The organism is Peribacillus sp. Bi96 (genome assembly GCF_918698115.1).
Lineage (GTDB): Bacteria > Bacillota > Bacilli > Bacillales > DSM-1321 > Peribacillus.
In genome coordinates, this window is sequence record NZ_CAKKLV010000003.1 from 100,557 (window position 1) to 120,254 (window position 19,698).

The 19,698-nt window shown below is 40.1% G+C and carries 15 protein-coding genes and 1 pseudogene; all 16 read right to left on the reverse strand.

The annotated features are described in order from the left end of the window. On the reverse strand, positions 1-864 hold the full coding sequence (locus LQ203_RS05160) for a branched-chain amino acid ABC transporter permease (protein ID WP_230156323.1): 864 nt from the start codon (positions 862-864) through the stop codon (positions 1-3). Positions 865-2,046: 1,182 nt separating this feature from the next. Next, the gene (coaA, locus tag LQ203_RS05165) at positions 2,047-2,970 is read right to left on the reverse strand and encodes a type I pantothenate kinase (RefSeq protein WP_230156325.1); all 924 of its coding nucleotides are present in this window, start codon (positions 2,968-2,970) and stop codon (positions 2,047-2,049) included. 124 nt (positions 2,971-3,094) lie between these two features. After that, the gene (locus LQ203_RS05170) at positions 3,095-3,391 is read right to left on the reverse strand and encodes a hypothetical protein (RefSeq protein ID WP_230156327.1); all 297 of its coding nucleotides are present in this window, start codon (positions 3,389-3,391) and stop codon (positions 3,095-3,097) included. 12 nt (positions 3,392-3,403) lie between these two features. Then, positions 3,404-3,811, reverse strand: a pseudogene (locus LQ203_RS05175) (NAD(P)H-dependent oxidoreductase). Positions 3,812-3,853: 42 nt separating this feature from the next. Beyond that, on the reverse strand, positions 3,854-4,486 hold the full coding sequence (locus LQ203_RS05180) for an efflux RND transporter periplasmic adaptor subunit (protein WP_230156329.1): 633 nt from the start codon (positions 4,484-4,486) through the stop codon (positions 3,854-3,856). A gap of 2 nt (positions 4,487-4,488) precedes the next feature. Then, positions 4,489-6,120: an MFS transporter gene (locus LQ203_RS05185; RefSeq protein WP_230156331.1), complete on the reverse strand. Its 1,632-nt coding sequence runs from the start codon at positions 6,118-6,120 to the stop codon at positions 4,489-4,491. Between the two features lie 318 nt (positions 6,121-6,438). Continuing rightward, on the reverse strand, positions 6,439-6,861 hold the full coding sequence (locus LQ203_RS05190) for a MarR family transcriptional regulator (protein ID WP_230156334.1): 423 nt from the start codon (positions 6,859-6,861) through the stop codon (positions 6,439-6,441). A gap of 398 nt (positions 6,862-7,259) precedes the next feature. Further along, on the reverse strand, positions 7,260-8,960 hold the full coding sequence (locus LQ203_RS05195) for a sigma 54-interacting transcriptional regulator (RefSeq protein ID WP_230156336.1): 1,701 nt from the start codon (positions 8,958-8,960) through the stop codon (positions 7,260-7,262). A gap of 130 nt (positions 8,961-9,090) precedes the next feature. Next, positions 9,091-9,492: a MaoC/PaaZ C-terminal domain-containing protein gene (locus LQ203_RS05200; protein WP_230156338.1), complete on the reverse strand. Its 402-nt coding sequence runs from the start codon at positions 9,490-9,492 to the stop codon at positions 9,091-9,093. Then, on the reverse strand, positions 9,489-9,941 hold the full coding sequence (locus LQ203_RS05205) for a MaoC family dehydratase N-terminal domain-containing protein (protein WP_230156339.1): 453 nt from the start codon (positions 9,939-9,941) through the stop codon (positions 9,489-9,491). Before LQ203_RS05205 ends, LQ203_RS05200 begins: the two co-directional genes overlap by 4 nt. A gap of 17 nt (positions 9,942-9,958) precedes the next feature. After that, the gene (locus LQ203_RS05210) at positions 9,959-10,723 is read right to left on the reverse strand and encodes an SDR family NAD(P)-dependent oxidoreductase (protein WP_230156340.1); all 765 of its coding nucleotides are present in this window, start codon (positions 10,721-10,723) and stop codon (positions 9,959-9,961) included. 20 nt (positions 10,724-10,743) lie between these two features. Further along, positions 10,744-11,919 (reverse strand): acyl-CoA dehydrogenase family protein, encoded by a 1,176-nt coding sequence (locus tag LQ203_RS05215; protein ID WP_230156341.1) that lies wholly within the window; start codon positions 11,917-11,919, stop codon positions 10,744-10,746. Between the two features lie 26 nt (positions 11,920-11,945). Further along, positions 11,946-13,097 carry an acyl-CoA dehydrogenase family protein gene (locus LQ203_RS05220; RefSeq protein WP_230156342.1) on the reverse strand — a complete coding sequence of 384 codons (1,152 nt, stop codon included), beginning with the start codon at positions 13,095-13,097 and terminating at the stop codon, positions 11,946-11,948. Between the two features lie 37 nt (positions 13,098-13,134). Further along, on the reverse strand, positions 13,135-14,736 hold the full coding sequence (locus tag LQ203_RS05225) for a long-chain fatty acid--CoA ligase (RefSeq protein WP_230156343.1): 1,602 nt from the start codon (positions 14,734-14,736) through the stop codon (positions 13,135-13,137). A 302-nt stretch (positions 14,737-15,038) separates the two neighbouring features. Beyond that, positions 15,039-17,483 carry a DNA topoisomerase IV subunit A gene (gene parC / locus LQ203_RS05230; RefSeq protein WP_230156345.1) on the reverse strand — a complete coding sequence of 815 codons (2,445 nt, stop codon included), beginning with the start codon at positions 17,481-17,483 and terminating at the stop codon, positions 15,039-15,041. Beyond that, complete coding sequence (gene parE, locus LQ203_RS05235) at positions 17,473-19,458, reverse strand: DNA topoisomerase IV subunit B (protein ID WP_230156348.1); 1,986 nt, start codon at positions 19,456-19,458, stop codon at positions 17,473-17,475. The genes parC and parE overlap by 11 nt, the downstream gene beginning before the upstream one ends. Positions 19,459-19,698 lie beyond the last annotated feature (240 nt).

Below are 19,698 nucleotides of genomic sequence, written 5' to 3' on the forward strand. Positions count from 1 at the left end.
CTACCTCTCCCCCTTGGCAAAAAGACCTGTTGGCTTCACGGTTAATATTACGACTAAAAGAATGAAAGCAATGATGTCTTTATAATCATTAGAAATATATGTTGCGCCAAGGCTTTCGCTGAAACCTAGAATATATCCGCCAACGATCGCACCCGGAATGCTCCCCATCCCGCCCAGTATGATAATGACGAATGCTTTTAAGATGACTAAATGCCCCATTCCAGGAAAGACAAGGTTAATCGGTGAAGCAAGGGATGAAGCGATGGCGGCTAATCCCCCAGAAATCATGAAGGTCAGCATCGCAACTTTATTAATGTTGATTCCCACCAATGACGCACCTTCACGGCTTTGGGACATCGCTATTATCGTTGAACCGGTATACGTTTTCTTAAGGAAGAGATAAAGTAAAACCATCACCGCAATGGCTGATACGATGATCAATAAACGCTGAAGGGTGAATGTCAAGCCCATGATATTGACGACTTGTCCATATGGAGATGTCATTGTATGGAAGTCGGCACCCCAGACAAATTGGGCAAAAGCTTCAAGAAAAAGAAGAATGCCGATTGCTGCAATTTTATCGTGCAATGGAGGTGCCTCCCTTAACAAACGGAATACGAAACGCTCCAAGAGGACACCCAACAAGCCAACAACGATAACGGATACAAACATGGCAAGCCAGTAATTGACCCCATATAATGTCATCATCGACAATGTGATATATCCTCCTAACATATATAGGGCACCATGCGCAAAGTTCGGGATATGCAAAATTCCATATACTAGCGTCAGTCCGAGGGCAACTAGACTATAGACGCTGCCAATCGTCAATCCATTAAAAAGCTGCTGGATCAAAATATCCATTTACTTCCTCCCTGAATAATTATTTAATTTTACTTGGCCGCTCATTCACTGATTGCTTACAATCCTGTCCATATTTGGAAAGCACTCATCTTTAAGGAAACCAATTATCTTACGCTAAAACAAAGGATCTCTTTCAAACCATTTCTTCCTTGACCAGCTGGCGCTTTTAGTTTTACCATCTGCATTAAGCGGCAATGATTGTTTTTACATGAAATTACTAAGACACTTTATAATGGTTCAACAATCGATAACAATGACCATCTAATGCTTCTTGATCGATAACAATTCCCTGCTTTGGGACAACAAACGCTATAACTTTACCACTTGTCCAAAGGCACTGAAGCTCACCACCTATTTATATTCATTTAAGAAGTAGCTGATAAAGCCTTTGTGTTGATAGCGCTTTCATTTTTGATCAAGTATTTCTATTGCGCATCTTCTGGAATCCACCTATTTTCCCTTACAGTATTTAAGGGATTGAATGGTATGATGATCATTCCCAGTTTAGTTTGATCGCCGGATAATGGGCTTTTATAAATCATGATGATTTCCAAGCAGGAGGCCAATTTTATTTCCAAGCCTTATACCATGCTGCAGCAGTCCATACACATATCATTTCATTTAAGTAATGATTCGTTCTAAGATGAATGCTGACAAATCCTAAAATATCACCTCCGTGTTGTATAGTTTTCTTTCAATTTCTCTGAATGACTGGATCGTTCAACCCTCTCACCTCGCCCTTTCTACAGAGTTATTCCGTAGAACAATTTTCCTATTATGAATGCAAGTGCCGTGCCATAGTTAAAACACTATCAAAACAGCAAATTTACCAGACGTGTGAATTCATTATTGAATTGTAAAAATGAAATGAAAGGGCTCCATATGGGTTAACCGTCATTCAATTTTGACTGAATAAAACCATTTCTGAATTAATTAGAGCATAAAAATGAAAACGGAAAATTACGGGACACTTAAGTAAGTCATTAAGCGCAAATCGACAAAAATAAGGGGTTACCGATAAAGTAACCCCCATACTCACCTATTCTTTTCATTGACCTTTAATCGATATTTTTTAAGTTTCCTTATTGTTGCCTGGAAACTGCATGTTCAAGCGGCGCTGAATTAAGGTTTTCATAAAAATTCGTTAATATAGAGTAATGGACCTCGCGAACAAAGTATGCATTATAACTTTCGTAAAAAGATATTTTCAACGTTATGATTTGACCCTTTCTTCAAAACTATATTGGCTCGCCCTTTTGTCGGTAATATATTTTCAAGTAAATTCACTAAATTAATTTCTTCCCAAATTTGAGTCGCTAGCTTAATAGCATCTTCTTTAGACAAGTTTGCGAAACGACAAAAATAGGATTTGGTATCTTGAAAAGCTGTCTCTTGAAGTAGGAGAAACCTCTCGATATACCATCTTTCTATGTCCTGTACCTCAGCATCAACATAGAGTGAAAAATCAAAAAAGTCACTGACAAATATTTGACTTTCTTTGTCCACTTGTAGAACATTAACACCTTCCACTATTAAAATATCTGGATTACAGATAGTTTGCACTTCATCCGGCAGAATATCATACGTCAAATGTGAATAGATCGGTGCTTCCACTTTATCTTTCCCTGCTTTTACATCTCCGATAAAATTAATTAATTTTTGAGTATCATAACTTTCAGGAAACCCTTTTCTTTTCATCAGTCCTTTTTTTTCTAAAAAGTCATTTGAGTACAAAAAACCATCTGTTGTAACTAAGCCTACGTTTCTATGATTGTCCCATCTAGATAATAGTATCTGAAGTATCCTTGCTGTTGTACTCTTCCCTACAGCAACACTCCCTGCAATTCCAATAATATAAGGTACTTTTTTAGCGTTATTTTTTAGAAAGGAAGTAGTAGCGGTATGAAGTTGCTGAGACGCTTTGACATATAAATTAATTAAACGAGTCAAGGGCAAATAAATCTCTTCTACTTCATCAATGGATATTTCTACATTTATTCCCTTTACATTTTCTAATTCTTCTTCAGTTAAAGGAAGAGGAGCGTGATTTCGTAAAGATGCCCACTCTTTTCGATTGAATTCAAAATAGGGAGTATAGGAACTCATGATTTATGTTACCTCACTTTTTAGAGTTAAGTTCATTCTTAGGAATAATTCTACACTTATCTGTTTTTTTCATTCTCACGCTTACGATTCATGTTTTTTAACGCTTTTCTATAATCTTCATCCTTCATAGCCAATCGACTATGTTCAAATCTTCCTGCGTCGTGTACTGGAAACCTTGAAGGGCTTGGCGGTAGGTCTGACCGTTCATGCGCTGAACCTGCCCTTTTGAATCGGCGGTACCAATTAGAGTCTCCTCTAGAACCAATTCAGATTTGTCAGGTGAATGGATAGCTTCCTTACCAATTTCATTTATAACCGCTTCATGTGCCCCTTCTTCTTTTGAAGGTGACCAAAAATTAATTTTGAATAATCCCGCCATAACAGCCTTAGCCAATACTATACAAGCAATAATGGTCACCATCTGACCAACTCCTTACTGTACATATGCTAGATTTTGTGTGACTTCCGCTACACGTTTTCCTAAAGCTCTTCCTAACTCTTGGGCTTGCTTAGGAAGCAAATCTGTACGATCAATGGTAGCTTCTAATCCTCCATGAACAGTAGCAGTGGTACAAAATACAGCCCCAATTTTGTTTATCAGCTTACCTTCTGCCCATAAAAACCCTAATTTATCAATCCAAGCTTTTTATCCAGAGCTAATCGTCCCGAAATGTCCAGGACATCCCGATACATTCGCATCATTTCTGATAGCTATTATACTTCAGATTGTTCCACATGATCGATAAACACTACTGCACCCTTCTTGAGCACCGTCTGCTAAAGAATCCGCCAGTGCCTTTGTATGTTCACCTTCGCTATCATAGACAATATAGATTTTCATAAAGTTTCCACTCCTCTTCGGTGCATTCATTCCAATTTTCGTCTACAACGAGATTTTGATTTTAGCATTCATACCAGGAAGCACTTTGGCAGATGGATTCATAATAGAGATTTTAACAGAAACTTTTTGAGTGACCTTCGTGAAATTGCCCGTATTTTGCTCTGGTAACGTCGAAAATACAGATTTCGTTGCATAGCCGATTTCTTCTACTTTTCCTTCGAAAGTTACATCGGTATCGCCATCAACGTTTATATCCACTGAATCACCTTTTTCAATGTCCTTTAAATCTGTTTCTTTGATGTTGGCTGTAATGAATAAATGCTTGAGGTCTGCAGCCTGGGCAAGCACTTGGCCGCCTTGTACTAACTGGTTATTACCCGTTCCATTTTTAATAATCGTTCCCCCCATGGTCGACTTTATGGAAACGGTTTGACCTCCTTCATCAATTGTTCCTATTGTATTTCCTTTTGTAACAGATTTACCTTCTTTGATATCCCATTCTTTGAGCATACCAGAAGCTGGTGCTACAATTTGAACCATGTCTGCAGATACCTTCGCATCATCGGTTTTAACAAAGCTCTCATTTTGATAATAAAAGTAAGCACCGCCCGCTAGTAAAGCAATTATAACAAGAACCCCTAAAATATTCGCAATTATCAAACGATCTTTTCTCATACTTATTTCCCCTTTTTATTAGTTTTTTCCGATGGAGCTGGAAGTAAAATGTGCTGCTCTTTCTGCACAAGCGACCTTCCTTTACCGGTTACAGTCTTTCCAATGGAAGCCAACAGCATGATAATGCCTAATATCAAAAGAATGGTGAATAAATCATGGTAAGCTCCTAGAAGCGCACCTTTTTGGCTATTCACAACCATCGAGTAATAGGCCATGCTTTTTGCCTCTGTCAGTGTCTGTCCATTATTGATGTAGCTGCGGACCAATTCGGCCATCTCCGAGTTAGTCTGGGGGTTCAATAGTGAAATTTCTCCTCGAACATCTTCATAGTGAATCGCATGCATTCGATAAGCGAACCATCCTAGTACTGGTGCAGCAATTGCACCAATTAAATTTCTCATTGAATGTAGGGATGTCGACCTTAGCGTTGCCTTGTGAATGTCACCTGCTAATGCTGTTCCCAATGCACCTGATATTAGCACCATGCTTATGCCAACACCTATACAAGCCATCTGAACATTTATTGCCGTTAAAGAAGCCTGGGTTCCAATTGCTCTCCATTGAATACTGACAATTATTATGATGATGGATCCTACCATTCCCAGTCTCCCTGCACCCCATTTGTCATACAGCAGAGTACAGACAACACCTGACGCCAGGAAGCCCACAAAAAACCAAAAATAAAAATAAGTAAGGTATATGAATGGAGGATCAAGAATGTTACGCAAAAACCCATTCGCTCCTGCAATCGCAACGATTAGAGCAATATGAGCGGATATAGCCATAATGGTTCCTGAAACCGTTTTTGCTGACCATAATGATCGGATTGGAATAAGCGGATCAACAGCATTAACTTCAACCGCTATGAACAACACCCCCAATAGAAGCGCAATCACAAGAAATGGCCAAACCTGATTTGATGTAAAGCCGTTTTCTTGTAAATTATACAGCGGGAAAATCAAGTCCATTATTAATAAAGTGAATAAAAGTATTCCCTTCATGTTAAGTTTCGCTCCTGAGTTTAACTCTGGCTTCTTTTTGGGTAAGATTCTGAACCCTATTACAAGGCAAATAAGGGATGAAAGAATATTTAACAAGAATATCCAACGCCACTCAGAAATACTCAAAGATAAGGATCCAAAAAATGCACCAACCGCGCTACAACCAAATAACCCACCTATCGCAAACAATAAAAACAGATTACGCACCTTGTTTGGGTAAGATCTTAAACTATGCGGAAGGATTGTCAAAAACAATACTCCTGCACCTAAACCTTGGAGTGATCTGCCAATGGTGAGCGGAATGATCCCCCAGCTTAGAATATTGATGATCGTTCCACCAATGAATATGAAAATGAAAGTGAGATAAATTTTTCTTGTGCCATATTTCATGGGAAGGATACGGCCGAATGGGAGACCTAGCGAAAAAGCCAAATTTGAGCAAATGGATGGAAGTAACATAACTTGTGTACTTAAGTTAAGTCCATTTTGAATAACCATTTGATTCAAGATGTAGGAAAGACTTGTAAAGTATTGAGGCCCAAAAGAAAATAACGTTAATATAGACATGAGCACATATTCCGGTAAAAGGGGTTTCTTTATTTCGCCAACCAATACATTATTTGGTGAATTCATATAATTCCTCCTTTCTTTCTAAGCTAATTTTAAATGTGAAATTCCATTTATTAATCATGTTTAAAGAAAAAAGTCTTCACCATCCATTCATAATGATTAATAAAACATGTTACCTAATCAAACTTGCTATTTACAATTTGTATTATACAATATACATAAAAAATATAGCAATAAAAATATTACTCAAACAACCCTAAAACACGGTAAGATGAAAAAGCCTAATTCAAATAAAAACATTTGAATTAGGCTTTTTCATGATGAGAATAATTAAAATATATAATAATTAATACTGTTTACTGCCCATCAAAATTCGGATTATCATTGTTTCCAGTTCTTAATATCCCGATTCAAACGTGTTAAATTTTTCTGAAGAACGTTTAAATCTTCCTTTGACCAGTCTTTTAGGATATCTGATAATCTTTCGTGACGAGCCTTCTGAGCGTTATGTAATATTTCTTGCCCTTCATTGGTAATTTCAATTAAGCTGATTCGTCCGTTTTTCGGATCTGGATAGCGGCGAATGAATTCCTTTGACTCCAAAGCGGCAACCTGGCGACTTGCGGTAGATACATTCAGTCTCAAATGGTCTGACAATACATTAATGCCTATTGGCCCATGTTTATCCAATTCACTAAGCAGTAAATACTCAGATCGATCTAGGTTGCCTATTCGACTACTAGGAGATGTTGTTAGACGTACAAGCAGGGCGATGTCATATTCAATTAACCGGATTGAGTCCAAATCTATATCTCCTTTCTAGTAATTTATTTGAAAAATAATTAAGTTGAACGAGTGTAGCTGGTTCTTTATTTTCTTATTAAAATGATCCACTACTCTTGTATGTGTATAAAAACAATATACATGATTTTCAATCTCTTACCAAGTTTTAAAGCTTTAATAAATCGTTATAAATCAATATATTGGATAGGAGTTAATCAGATATTTAATTGATAATTCCCCTGTATGTCTCCGACCTTCTGAAGCTTTGTGTGAAATTCTGTATTGTTAACTATGGTTATATGTAACTCTTGCCCCTCCCGTGAATAAATCGGAATTTTTACGTCTATAGCATATTTAGTCAAAAAAACTGCACCTCCCTTTGTTAGATGTTGTTCAACAAGGGAAGGTGCAGTTTATACTCACCTATTCTTTTCACTGACCTTTAAGCGATATTTTTTAAGTTTCCTTACAATTGTTGCCTGGCTCGAATCAAGGGCTTCTGCGATTTCATATGTAGTTTGGTAGGTTTCCGCTGCTTTCGTCAAGATTTCCTTTTCTGCTTTTTCCACCGCTTCTTTTAGAGTTAGGGGTGAATGATAGTTCGACTGATTCAGCTTATCCGGTCGATATTCTTCGGGCAGATCGTTGATCGATAATAATTGATTATCCGTTAGCACGACGAGCCTTTCCACAATATTAATCAATTCACGGACATTTCCTGGCCAATCATGTTGAAAAAAGTATTCTTTCAGTCTCGAATCAATTTCTTTTGAAAATTTATATTGTTCGTTTGCTTTCCTTAAAAATAAGTCAGTCAATGCTAAGATATCTTCTCTTCTTTCCCTTAGTGGAGGAATTGTAATAGGAATGACATTCAGCCTATAAAAGAGGTCTTCACGAAAATCACCGGATTTGACCATTTCCGATAAATTGCGGTTTGTGGCTGCTATTATGCGTACATCGATTTTCTTTGGTTTCGTTCCTCCGATTCTTTGAATCTCCCTTTCCTGAAGGGCCCGAAGTAGCTTTACTTGCAGTTGCAGGGGAAGCTCACCAACTTCATCCAAGAATAAGATCCCACTCTCTGCCAGCTCAAACATCCCTGGTTTACCTTTTTGATTGGCGCCGGTAAAAGCTCCTCCTTCGTATCCAAAGAGCTCGGATTCCAATAAATCCGCCGGAATGGCCCCACAATTGATTTTAATGAAATCTCCTTTTTTAGATCGGATGCTCCGATTATAAATATTTCGTGCAAGCACATCTTTTCCAACGCCCGTTTCTCCTAGAATGAGTACAGTCGCATCAATATCCGAAATTCTTTCAGCAATCTCATAAATCGATTTCATTTTATCACTGACAAAGACGACTCCATCCTTACTTGTTATCTTCCGCAGTTTTTCAATTTCCTGCTTGTATTGATTATTCAATTCATTCACTTTCGTCAACTCATGCATCAGTTCATTTAAATCAGATAAATCCCTTATATTCGTAACGACTTGTTCTATTTCCCCTTTTTCATTAAAAACGGGACTACCGGTTATCAATGTTTCTTTTCCAGCAAAATTATCCTGTACGACAGATACCGTTCTTCTCAGCTTTACTACCTTATGCGTCACCGAGGCATTCAAGATGCCACGTTTAATTAGTTGGTCCACCGACTTACCTATATAATACTCCTTTGGAATGCCAGTGATCCGTTCAATTGCTGAATTCGTATACAGAGTAATCCCTTGTTGATCGGTGATATATATCCCATCATAGGAATTTTCGATAATGGCATCGAGAGCGCGATTCAGTTTTTCCGAATCATGAGCATCACTCAATAAATCATCCAAAAACTGTGTTTCCCTGCCTATATAAAGAATATTGTCATTATCGATTTGTTTCATTAATAAAAATAAATACCGTTTGTCACGCAGTCTTGCAGCTGCAAGTCTTTTATTATCGAGAAATTGCCACTCATCAAATAGTTCGGTTAATGCTGCAGTTCCATTGTGATTCACCATTGGATGGAAGTACCTGCCCCAATCCTTGATCCGGTCTTGAGAATCCACGACTAGTGCAGGAAAGGTCATTCCTTTGAGCAAATTAATCCGAGAATCCTGTTTTACTTGATTCATTACTAGTTCACCGCCGCAAAAAGAATTCTTTTTAAGTACAATTCTGGAAAAATTACGAATCTCCTTTAAAATTGTCGAATTTTACTCCTAAAAAAAGTAGTGATGAAATTAATTTCATCACTACTTTCCTTCAGAAGACCTTAAAAATAACCTCTCCACTGATCGCTTCCTTCCCTGACTGATTAGTGGCTGCAACTTTGAAAAAATACCTATCTTCTTTTTTTTCTATTAAATCCGCTTGAAGGGTTATCACATCATTCAATAAAACCATACCTTTGAAACGAATCTTGTATTCTTCGATAAATCCGATTTCATAAAGATTACTGAAAAGCTTTGCAAGGTTTCCCATCGTCCACATACCATGTGCAATGATTCCGGGAAGACCTGCATTTTCCGCTTCCTCATCAATCGTATGAATCGGATTGAAATCCCCAGATGCACCAGCATACTTAATGAGATCCAACCGAGATACAGGATCCAGCACAATAGAGTGTAACGAGTCACCAATATGCAGTTCGGTTAATGTCGTCACTTACTCATCACCATCCTTCTGATCGTTTCATTGATAATGACAAGCTGTTCAGCTGTAAAAACAATTTCCCCTTTTGCATCGGTGCCATAATTTTTAAAGGCGAGAAATCCCATTTCCCCTTGTTTTCCTTTTTTCTCATAGTAATCCTTCACTTCCGTGTAACAGGTGATTTCTTCCCCAACCTTAAGCGGCCTGTTGTAGCGGTAAATCTGCTCGCCATGGATCAACCCTTTGCTCGGAAGGTTCAAGCTTTCAATTGTTCCAAAATCAAAGACCCTGGGGAAAGTAGGCGGTGCAATATTCGTTCCATATCTTGATTGCCTTCCTATTTCTTCATCGATGAAAATCGGGTGGGGATCACCAATTGATAATGCAAATTTTTTAACGGCACCCCGTTCAACTATATTTATAACAGGTTTGGATCGTTTTCCAATACTTTCGTTGAACATAAAATCCCGCCTTTCCTTTAATTTTTTGGACCGCCCGCAACATATAGAACCTGCCCACTAATGAATGAGGATGCTTCATCGGCAAAGAATGCAACAGCATGAGCAATATCACTTGGCAAACCGCTTCTAGCAACAGGAATACTGTTCGCCCTATCCTGGATGAATTGCTCAAAACCCACTCCCACCCGTCTGGCTGTTTCTTTCGTCATTTCGGTTTCGATAAAGCCAGGTGCAACCGAATTCGCTGTTATCCCAAATTTACCGAGTTCGATCGCAAGCGTTTTTGTTAACCCCTGAAGCCCAGCTTTTGCGGCTGAATAATTAGCCTGTCCGCGGTTCCCGAGGGCTGAGGTGGAAGATATATTGATGATCCTTCCATATTTATTTGCAACCATATGCTTCTGGGCGGCACGTACTGCATTGAAGGTACCTTTTAAATGTACATCCATCACCGTTTGCCAATCTGCATCGGTCATTTTAAAAAGTAGATTATCTCTGATGACCCCTGCATTATTCACCAAAATATCAAGAGAACCGAATGTGTCAGCTATTTCCTTTATGGACGCTTCGACTTCTTCGGATTCCACCACATTGGCCACCTTTGTGAAAATGGCATACCCCTTATCCCTTAATTCATTTCCTGTTGATGTCAAGACCTCTTCATTAATATCGATAATGGCCACCTTTGCGCCTTCACTTGCAAATAACTCGACAATCGCCCTGCCAATCCCTCTGCTTCCACCTGTAACTAATGCGGTTTTACCTGAAAATCTCCCTGTCATACTCATTTCCTCCTAATCTATTATAAGAATTGTCCTAATTTAACATGTCCCTTAATTAAATTTCTGGAAATGATCATCCGCTGTATTTCATCTGTTCCATCATAGATCCTCCAAAGCCTTGCCTCACGGTACCAACGCTCGATAGGAAGTTCTTTCGTATAACCCATGCCACCGTGTATCTGCAATACGCGATCAACGACACGATTCCCCATATTCGCTCCATACAGTTTGGCCATCGAAGCTAAATGGCGATTATCTTCTCCATTATCAAGGGTGTATGCCGCATTCAACACAAGCCACCTCGCCGCTTCGATCTCTACAGCCGAATCAGCAATTTGCCATTGAATAGCCTGACGCTCAGCAATCGGCTTACCGAATGTAACTCGTTCTTTCGCATAGTCTATAGCCATTTGAAGCAATCTTTCTGCAGAACCGACAGCGCGCGCGCCCACGATCCATCTTGCAAATCCAATCCATTCCAAACCTAGTTTATAACCACCATCTATCTCTCCTAATATGTTCTCTTCAGGTACCCTTACATTATCGAAAACTAAACCGGCAGGTCCCCATTCTCCCATTGTGTTGATATACTCGGATCTCCAACCCATGTCACGGTCTACAATGAAACAGGTTACCCCTTCCGTGCCTGTTGCCTGATGACGTTCCTTGTCGGTAACGGCGATGACCATGACGAAATCGGCATCATTACCACCCGTAATGAACGTTTTTTCTCCATTAAGCACCCATTCGTTACCTTCCTTTACGGCTGTCATTTTAATATTACGTGTATCGGAACCTGCCCCCGGCTCCGTCATCGCAAAACATGACTTTTTCTCCCCGTTAATGGTTGGAATCAGATACTTCTTTTTCTGTTCCTCATTTCCATAATATAGAATATTATCCGCTGAACCGCCAAAACTGAAAGGTACAAACGTTTTTGATACTTCCATCAAGACAATGGCCATCATAAGCTGGCCTAAGTCTGCCCCGCCAAATTCTTCCGGTGTATTGATGCCCCAAAAACCCGCCTTTTTTGCTTTTTCCTGTAATTCTTTTAATGTCCCCTCTGGTAAACTAGGTTTTCCTGCCATTTCATTTCGAAGTACTTCATTTTCCAAGGGTATCAATTCGTTTTCAACGAACTTGCGTATTGTTTTTTGCACCATTTTTTGTTCATCCGATAGTCTTAAATCCATTATAACCCCTCCACTTTCCAATTAGACTAGTTTTGATATTTTCTCTTCAATTGTCCAGTAATGATATTTTTCTGGATTTCGGATGTACCTTCATATATTCTAGTGATTCGGGCGTCCCGGTAGAAACGTTCAACTGGATAATCCTTCATGTATCCCAGTCCGCCATGAATTTGAACGGCCTTATCAGCGACACGATTATAAACTTCTGAACCGTACAATTTCAGCATTGCCGCTTCTTTAATGATTTTTTCTTTTTGATCGACCATCCAAGCGACTCGGTATGTGAATGAGCGGAGTGCCTCTATCTCCATGGCCATCTCTGCAATCATATGTGATACAGCTTGATGATCAATGATCGGAACATCAAATTGCTCACGCTCAGTAGCATATTTAGTCGATAGATCTAGCAGGTATTGACAGGACCCCAAATTTCTTGCAGCAAGACCTGCTCGGCCATTTGCAAGGATTTTCAAGGCATTTACATACCCTTGCCCAACGTCCCCCAGTACATTTTCAGCCGGAACCTCGCAATCTTCAAAAACCAATTCGGCCGAATGTGAACCTCGAAGTCCCATCTTCCTTTCAAAGCTACCCACTCTAAAACCCGGAAAATCCTTTTCTACTATGAATGAGGTGATTCCTTTTGCGCCTTTATCTTTGTCTGTTACGGCCATAACTGTAAAAATATCTGCTACATCTGCATTCGTTATATAATGCTTAGTCCCATTCAGGATATACTTATCGCCGCTTTTGACTGCCGTCATTTTGAGATTCGTCGCATGGGATCCAGCTGCTGGCTCAGTTAAAGCAAAAGCGCCAATTTTATTACCGCTTGCCATATCTGGCAAGTATTTTTCCTTTTGCATTTCATTGCCCATTTCGACGATCCCAACCGTCCCAATACCTGTATGGGCACCGATCAGAGTGGTATATCCATTATGTGTTTTGCCGATTTCCTCATACAAAGCACATTTCCCTACCATACCGATGCCGAGTCCACCATACTTTTCCGGGATACTAAGTCCGAATAACCCGATATCCTTCGATAAATTTATGATGGATTCTGGAATATGGTCTTCATCCTCTATCTGCATGGAAAATGGATCGATTTGCTCTTCGATAAACTGGCGTATATTTTCTTTTAAAAGCAGGATGTCTTCATCTAAGCGAAAGTCCATTTGCATTCCCCTTTATACGATTTGATTGTTAGCGTTTTCATATTTTGTCCGAATAAGTGATATATTTTTCTTGTAGCTTTCGTTTTAAGATTTTACCGACTGCAGTCTTGGGCAGTTCGTTTTGAAATGTGATTATTTTAGGTACTTTAAAGGCAGCTAGCTGTTTTCGGCAATATTCCTTCAATTCTTTTTCAGCTATCCATTCATTTGGCTTTAGAACAACCGCTGCATGTACTGTTTCACCCCGATATTGATCGGGAACACCAAACACGGCAGCTTCCAGTACCTTAGGATGGCTGTATAGAACATCTTCAATTTCAATTGGATAAATATTAAAACCGCCTGCGATGATCATTTCTTTCTTGCGTCCCACAATGTAAAAGAAGCCATCTTCATCCATCTTGGCGATGTCACCGGTATACAGCCATCCGTTTTGAATCGTTTTCTGCGTCTCTTCGGGCATACCCCAGTAACCTTTCATCACCTGTGGACCCTTGATGACCAATTCGCCTGGAGTATTGACCAAGAGGGATGGCTCACCAGTAATGCTGTCAATAATGGCGGCATCAGTATTTTGTATAGGAATCCCGATGCTTCCGGGTTTTTGCAGCCCACTAACCGGATTACGGTGTGTCACTGGTGATGCCTCGGATAGGCCATAGCCCTCAGCAATCTTTGATCCACTCACTTCGTTAAACCTTGACAAGACATTCAGGGGCAATGGCGATGAACCCGAAACGCACGATTTCAATGAATCCAGTTCAAATGGATGTGACTGATAATATTGTAATAACGCAATATACATAGTTGGTACGCCAGGAAAAATAGTCGGTTTACGTTTTTTAATAATATCGACGATCTCCGCCACATCAAACCGAGATACAATTATTAATTCTCCGCCATTATAAAACGTCAGGTTCATTCCTGAAGTCATGCCATAAACATGAAATAATGGAGAAACAGCAAGTACCCTTTCCTTCCCCTTTTGCGTATTGATTCTTGAAGTAGCCGCACTTTGCAGCGTATTGGCCACGTTGTTTCGATGGGTTAGCATCGCTCCTTTTGAACGCCCTGTCGTTCCTCCTGTATATTGAAGGACAGCGACATCTCTAGCAGGTTCGATTGGTACAGAGAAATCTGCCTCATTTACTGAAAGCAGCTTTTTTGTCATTTCACATTTACCTTTTTCCAGCGATACGCTCAACATCTTTTCAACATCCGTTTGGGCTATAATGGCTTCAACTATTGGCAATAAGTCATCAAGCACAATGATGTACCTTGCACCTGAGTCTTTCAGGACATGTATCAGTTCGTTTGCCTTGTACATAGGATTGATTTGGACAACAATAGCACCATTTAAAAGTGTTCCGAAAAAACTGATTGGATATTGCGGACAATTAGGAAGCATAAGGGCCACCCGATCTCCCTTTTCAATCCCTTCATCAGCAAGAACGCGGGCACATCTTTTCACTAACCGCCCTAACTCTGAATATGTATACCTTTGCTCCATGAACGTAACCGCTATTTTATCCGAATATTGTTCGACTGAGCGGTAAAATAGGTCTGTCAAAGACATGTCAGGAATATTAATCTCCATTGGATTTCCGGACGGGATATGCTTCTTCCAAGGTCTATCCATTTGTCCTCCCCTTTCTTCATTCATAAAAATAAAGAAGTCATACTATCAATATGCAAGGAGTGTGCCAAAAACAAACCGTTAAGTTAAGTAGATTCTATTAACATGAAAATTCAAAATTGAATTATTTGTTGTCACATTACGATTAATAGGTTTGTATTATCAGGATTTAAAAATGACTCAATAAGTCATTTTTGACTTAAGAGGGGCATATTTGGGGATTGGTTTCTTAAACGAAATAACTGTTCATTTGGAAAAATGAAACGGGATGCTGATCATGATCAGCATCCCGTTTAAAATATGATTCACTGCTCTAAGGCAGACTCATCTTCAAATGATATTTTCCACAATTCTTTCGCTTTTCCACTAACGGTTTCATCAAAAACAAACGATCCATTCGTGTATCGATCATGATTTTTTAATGAAGCGGCATGGATGGTTTCAATGGTTCCCTTTTCCGAAAGGATGAACAGACTGTCGGTTTTGTTAACGGTATCAAATCCAATGACCCGATGAGGATTCGATTTCAATTCCCTTAAGACCACGACACCGCGTTTTGCCCGGCTCGTTTTTTCAAACTCGGTTAATTTCATTTTCTTGATGGCACCGCGCTGGGTAACGATAAGAATAGATTCTTTACTATCTTTGGCTAAAAACTTTCCGCCAATAACATAGTCGTCTTCTTTCAAATTAATCCCCTTGACACCTGCTGCCCGGACACCGACAACACTTACCTCTTCTTCATCAAACCATAAACTATAGCCGTAATGGGTGACAAGGAATAAATCCGCCTGTCCATCTGTATGATGAACATCGACCAGTTCATCATCACCTTTCAAATTGACACCAACTAACGGTTTTGAATGTCGCTGGGCTTTATAAGAAGCTATTTCAGTCTTTTTCACCATACCGTTTTTCGTGATGAACACGAGGAATTGCGGCAGGGTGAAGTCTTTAATAGGAATCGCTTTTATGATTTGTTCTTCCCTGTCAATTGGAATGATGTTCGCGATATGCTGGCCGGTTTCCTTCCAGCGAATATCAGGAAGCTGATGAACTGGGCAATAGAGGTAATTCCCTTTTGATGTGAACAGCAACAGAACATCCGTTGTATTCATTTCCAGTCGCTGGAGCAGTCGATCGGAATCCTTCATGCCAAAATCGAGCCCGCCTGATGCTGCATATGACCGTAATGATGTCCGTTTGACATAACCTTCCTTCGTCACTGTCACCATCACGTCTTCACTCGCAATCAAAACTTCAAGATTGATTTTGATTTCTTCAATTTCTTTTTCGATTTTGGAACGCCGTCCATCATCAAAGCCCTTTTTAATGAAACGAAGTTCTTTTTTTATTACTTGAAGAAGCACCTTTTCACTGCCAAGGATCTTGGTCAATTCCTCAATTTTATTTTTCAATTCCGCTGCCTCTGCCTCAAGTGCTGTGATATCCGTATTTGTCAGTCTATATAACTGTAAGGAAACAATGGCTTCAGCTTGCGCTTCTGTAAAAGCGAATTTAGCAATGAGGTTATCTTTGGCATTCCGTTTGTCTTTAGACGCACGGATGACGGCAATGACTTCATCCAAAATGGACAAGGCCTTCACTAAACCATCGACGATATGTGCCCTGTCATGTGCTTTTTGCAATTCATAACGGGAACGGTTCACAATTACCTCTTTGCGGTGTTCGATATACGCATCGAGCATTTTAGGCAGGCTCATCAATGTTGGCCGTTTTTTATATATCGCGATCATATTAAAATTGTAAGCAATTTGCAGATCGGAATTTTTATATAGATAATGCAGGACGCCATTGGCATCCGCTTCTTTTTTCAGTTCGATGACAATTCGCAGGCCGGTACGGTCCGTTTCATCCCTTACTTCAGCGATTCCCTCGACTTTTCGGTCAAGACGGAACTCATCCATTTTCTTAACAAGGTTCGCTTTATTGACTTCATATGGGATTTCGGTGATGACGATCTGCTGTTTGCCGCCACGAATCGTTTCCACCTCCGCCAATCCGCGAATGATTATTTTCCCTTTACCTGTTTCATAGGCTTTGCGAATGCCTTCAATCCCTTGAATGATACCCCCTGTAGGAAAATCCGGTCCCTTAATGACCGTCATTAAATCAGCGACTGTCGCTTCAGGTTTATCGATTCGCATAATGGCAGCATCAATGACTTCACCTAGTTGATGCGGCGGGATTTCGGTTGCATAGCCGGCAGAAATCCCTGTGGAGCCGTTTACAAGCAAGTTAGGAAACATCGCTGGCAATACTATGGGTTCTTCCGAAGTATCATCAAAGTTCGGTACAAAATCAACCGTCCTTTTTTCAATATCACGTAACATCTCGGAGGCAATCGATGAAAGCCTCGCTTCTGTATACCGCATCGCAGCAGGCGGATCACCATCAATACTACCATTGTTACCATGCATTTGAACCATGACGTTCCGCAGCTTCCAGTCTTGGCTCATCCGCACCATTGCCTCATAGACAGATGAATCTCCATGAGGGTGATAGTTACCAATTACATTACCGACCGTTTTGGCAGATTTCCTAAATCCTTTTTCCTGCGTATTTCCTTCTACATGCATCGCATACAATATCCTGCGTTGAACAGGTTTTAATCCGTCCCTAGCATCTGGCAGTGCCCGATCCTGGATAATATATTTACTATAACGCCCGAAGCGATCTCCAATAACGTCTTCTAGCGGCAAATCTCTAAACGTTTCTTCAAATACCATCGTTATTGACCTCCTCTTCAATCGACATATTTTCATTATCTAAAATATTCGATTCTTCTTCGAGACCAAAAGCGACATTGGCTTCAATCCATTTACGGCGCGGTTCAACCTTGTCACCCATTAAGGTCGTCACACGTCTTTCTGCACGGGCACCATCATCGATCTTCACACGTATCAAGGTCCTGGTTTCCGGATTCATGGTGGTATCCCATAATTGATCGGCATTCATCTCACCCAGCCCTTTATAGCGCTGAATCATATAGCCTTTCCCCACCTTGTCTATCGCTCCTTGAAGTTCCTCATCACTCCAAGCATATTCAATGACTTCCTTCTTTCCTGTCCCTTTACTCACTTTATATAAAGGTGGCAAGGCGATGTAAACCTTTCCTGACTCAATCAACGGTTTCATATAGCGATAAAAGAAAGTGAGCAGAAGCACTTGGATGTGGGCCCCATCTGTATCGGCATCAGTCATGATGATCACCTTATCATAGTTGGTATCCGGCGTATTGAACTCCGCCCCGACCCCTGCACCGATAGCATGAATGATCGTATTGATCTCTTCATTTTTAAAAATATCCGCTAGTTTCGCTTTTTCCGTATTGATAACTTTACCCCGTAATGGCAGCACTGCTTGGAAACGGCGATCGCGCCCTTGCTTTGCGGATCCTCCAGCCGAGTCCCCTTCGACAAGATACAATTCATTCCGCTCAGGATTTTTCGATTGAGCCGGCGTTAATTTTCCAGAAAGGATGGCATCGGATTTTTTCCGTTTCTTCCCGCTTCTTGCATCTTCACGTGCTTTGCGCGCTGCTTCTCGGGCCTGGAACGCTTTAATCGATTTTTTAACCAAAAGGGTGCTCGTGGTTGGATCTTCTTCAAAAAAGTAGGCTAAGTGCTCTGACACAATGGAATCGACTGCAGAACGGGCTTCGCTAGTTCCAAGTTTGCTCTTGGTTTGTCCTTCGAATTGAAGAAGTTCTTCAGGGATACGTATAGAAATTATTGAAGACAAGCCTTCACGTATATCGGTACCTTCGAGGTTTTTATCTTTTTCCTTCAATAGACCCATTTTTCTTGCATAATCATTAAATGCCCGTGTCATGGCCGTCTTTAAGCCAATCTCATGGGTGCCGCCGTCTTTTGTACGAACGTTATTTACAAAGCTTAAAATATTTTCTGAATAACCATCATTGAATTGAAAGGCGAGTTCGACTTCTATCCCATTTTGTTCCCCTTCTAAGCTGACTACACGATGAAGGGTCTCTTTTTCTTCATTTAAATAATCAACAAACGCTTCAATTCCATTTTCATAGTAAAAAATTTCATTATGGTCGTTACGCTCATCCGTCAATTCTATCTTCATGCCTTTTAAAAGAAAAGCTGATTCGCGAAGACGCTCACATAGGATATCATAATTATAAGTCGTCACCGAAAATATTTTTGGATCGGGCTTAAAGTGGATTTTCGTACCAGCTTGATTGGTTTTACCGATTTTCTCAAGAGTCGTTTCTGGCTTTCCGCCATTGAAAAACCGTTGTTCGTATATGAACCCGTCCCTTTTGATAGTCACGACAAGCCATTCAGACAACGCGTTAACGACCGAAGCACCGACTCCATGAAGGCCTCCGCTCGTTTTATATCCGCCTTGTCCAAATTTACCCCCTGCATGAAGAATCGTCAAAATGACTTCAGGCGTCGGTTTACCCAATTTATGCATGCCAATAGGCATTCCGCGCCCTTTATCTGACACACTTACACTGTTATCTTTATGTATTTTCACACTAATTTGGTCTCCATAACCAGCCAAAGCCTCATCTACGGAGTTATCGACAATCTCGTACACTAAATGATGAAGTCCGCGTGCATCAGTACTGCCGATATACATACCGGGACGTTTTCTGACCGCTTCGAGTCCTTCCAGTACCTGAATTGCATCATCATTGTACTCGATTGTTTTTACTTTCTTTGCCACAGAAATTCCCCTTTCCTAACTAAACACAATTTCCGGGCCAAATCATACTGCAATGAAATGACTCACTAGCTTTAACAAATTAATTCATACGTTACTATCATATAAAAAGTATAATACTTTAACGAACAAAGAACAAGTGTTCTATTTTTTTCGTCCCTTTTATTAGCGTTAGCACCTTTAGTGCCTGTCACCTTTGTTGAAAACGTATCATAGCTACCATACTAATTGTAGCGGTAAATT

Coding starts and splice junctions, on each gene's coding strand:
- LQ203_RS05160 (WP_230156323.1), bottom strand. CDS start 864: ATGGATATTTTGATCCAGCAGCTTTTTAATGGATTGACGATTGGCAGC.
- coaA (WP_230156325.1), bottom strand. CDS start 2,970: ATGAGTTCCTATACTCCCTATTTTGAATTCAATCGAAAAGAGTGGGCA.
- LQ203_RS05170 (WP_230156327.1), bottom strand. CDS start 3,391: ATGGTGACCATTATTGCTTGTATAGTATTGGCTAAGGCTGTTATGGCG.
- LQ203_RS05180 (WP_230156329.1), bottom strand. CDS start 4,486: ATGAGAAAAGATCGTTTGATAATTGCGAATATTTTAGGGGTTCTTGTT.
- LQ203_RS05185 (WP_230156331.1), bottom strand. CDS start 6,120: ATGAATTCACCAAATAATGTATTGGTTGGCGAAATAAAGAAACCCCTT.
- LQ203_RS05195 (WP_230156336.1), bottom strand. CDS start 8,960: ATGAATCAAGTAAAACAGGATTCTCGGATTAATTTGCTCAAAGGAATG.
- LQ203_RS05205 (WP_230156339.1), bottom strand. CDS start 9,941: ATGTTCAACGAAAGTATTGGAAAACGATCCAAACCTGTTATAAATATA.
- LQ203_RS05210 (WP_230156340.1), bottom strand. CDS start 10,723: ATGACAGGGAGATTTTCAGGTAAAACCGCATTAGTTACAGGTGGAAGC.
- LQ203_RS05215 (WP_230156341.1), bottom strand. CDS start 11,919: ATGGATTTAAGACTATCGGATGAACAAAAAATGGTGCAAAAAACAATA.
- LQ203_RS05220 (WP_230156342.1), bottom strand. CDS start 13,097: ATGGACTTTCGCTTAGATGAAGACATCCTGCTTTTAAAAGAAAATATA.
- LQ203_RS05225 (WP_230156343.1), bottom strand. CDS start 14,736: ATGGATAGACCTTGGAAGAAGCATATCCCGTCCGGAAATCCAATGGAG.
- parC (WP_230156345.1), bottom strand. CDS start 17,483: ATGGTATTTGAAGAAACGTTTAGAGATTTGCCGCTAGAAGACGTTATT.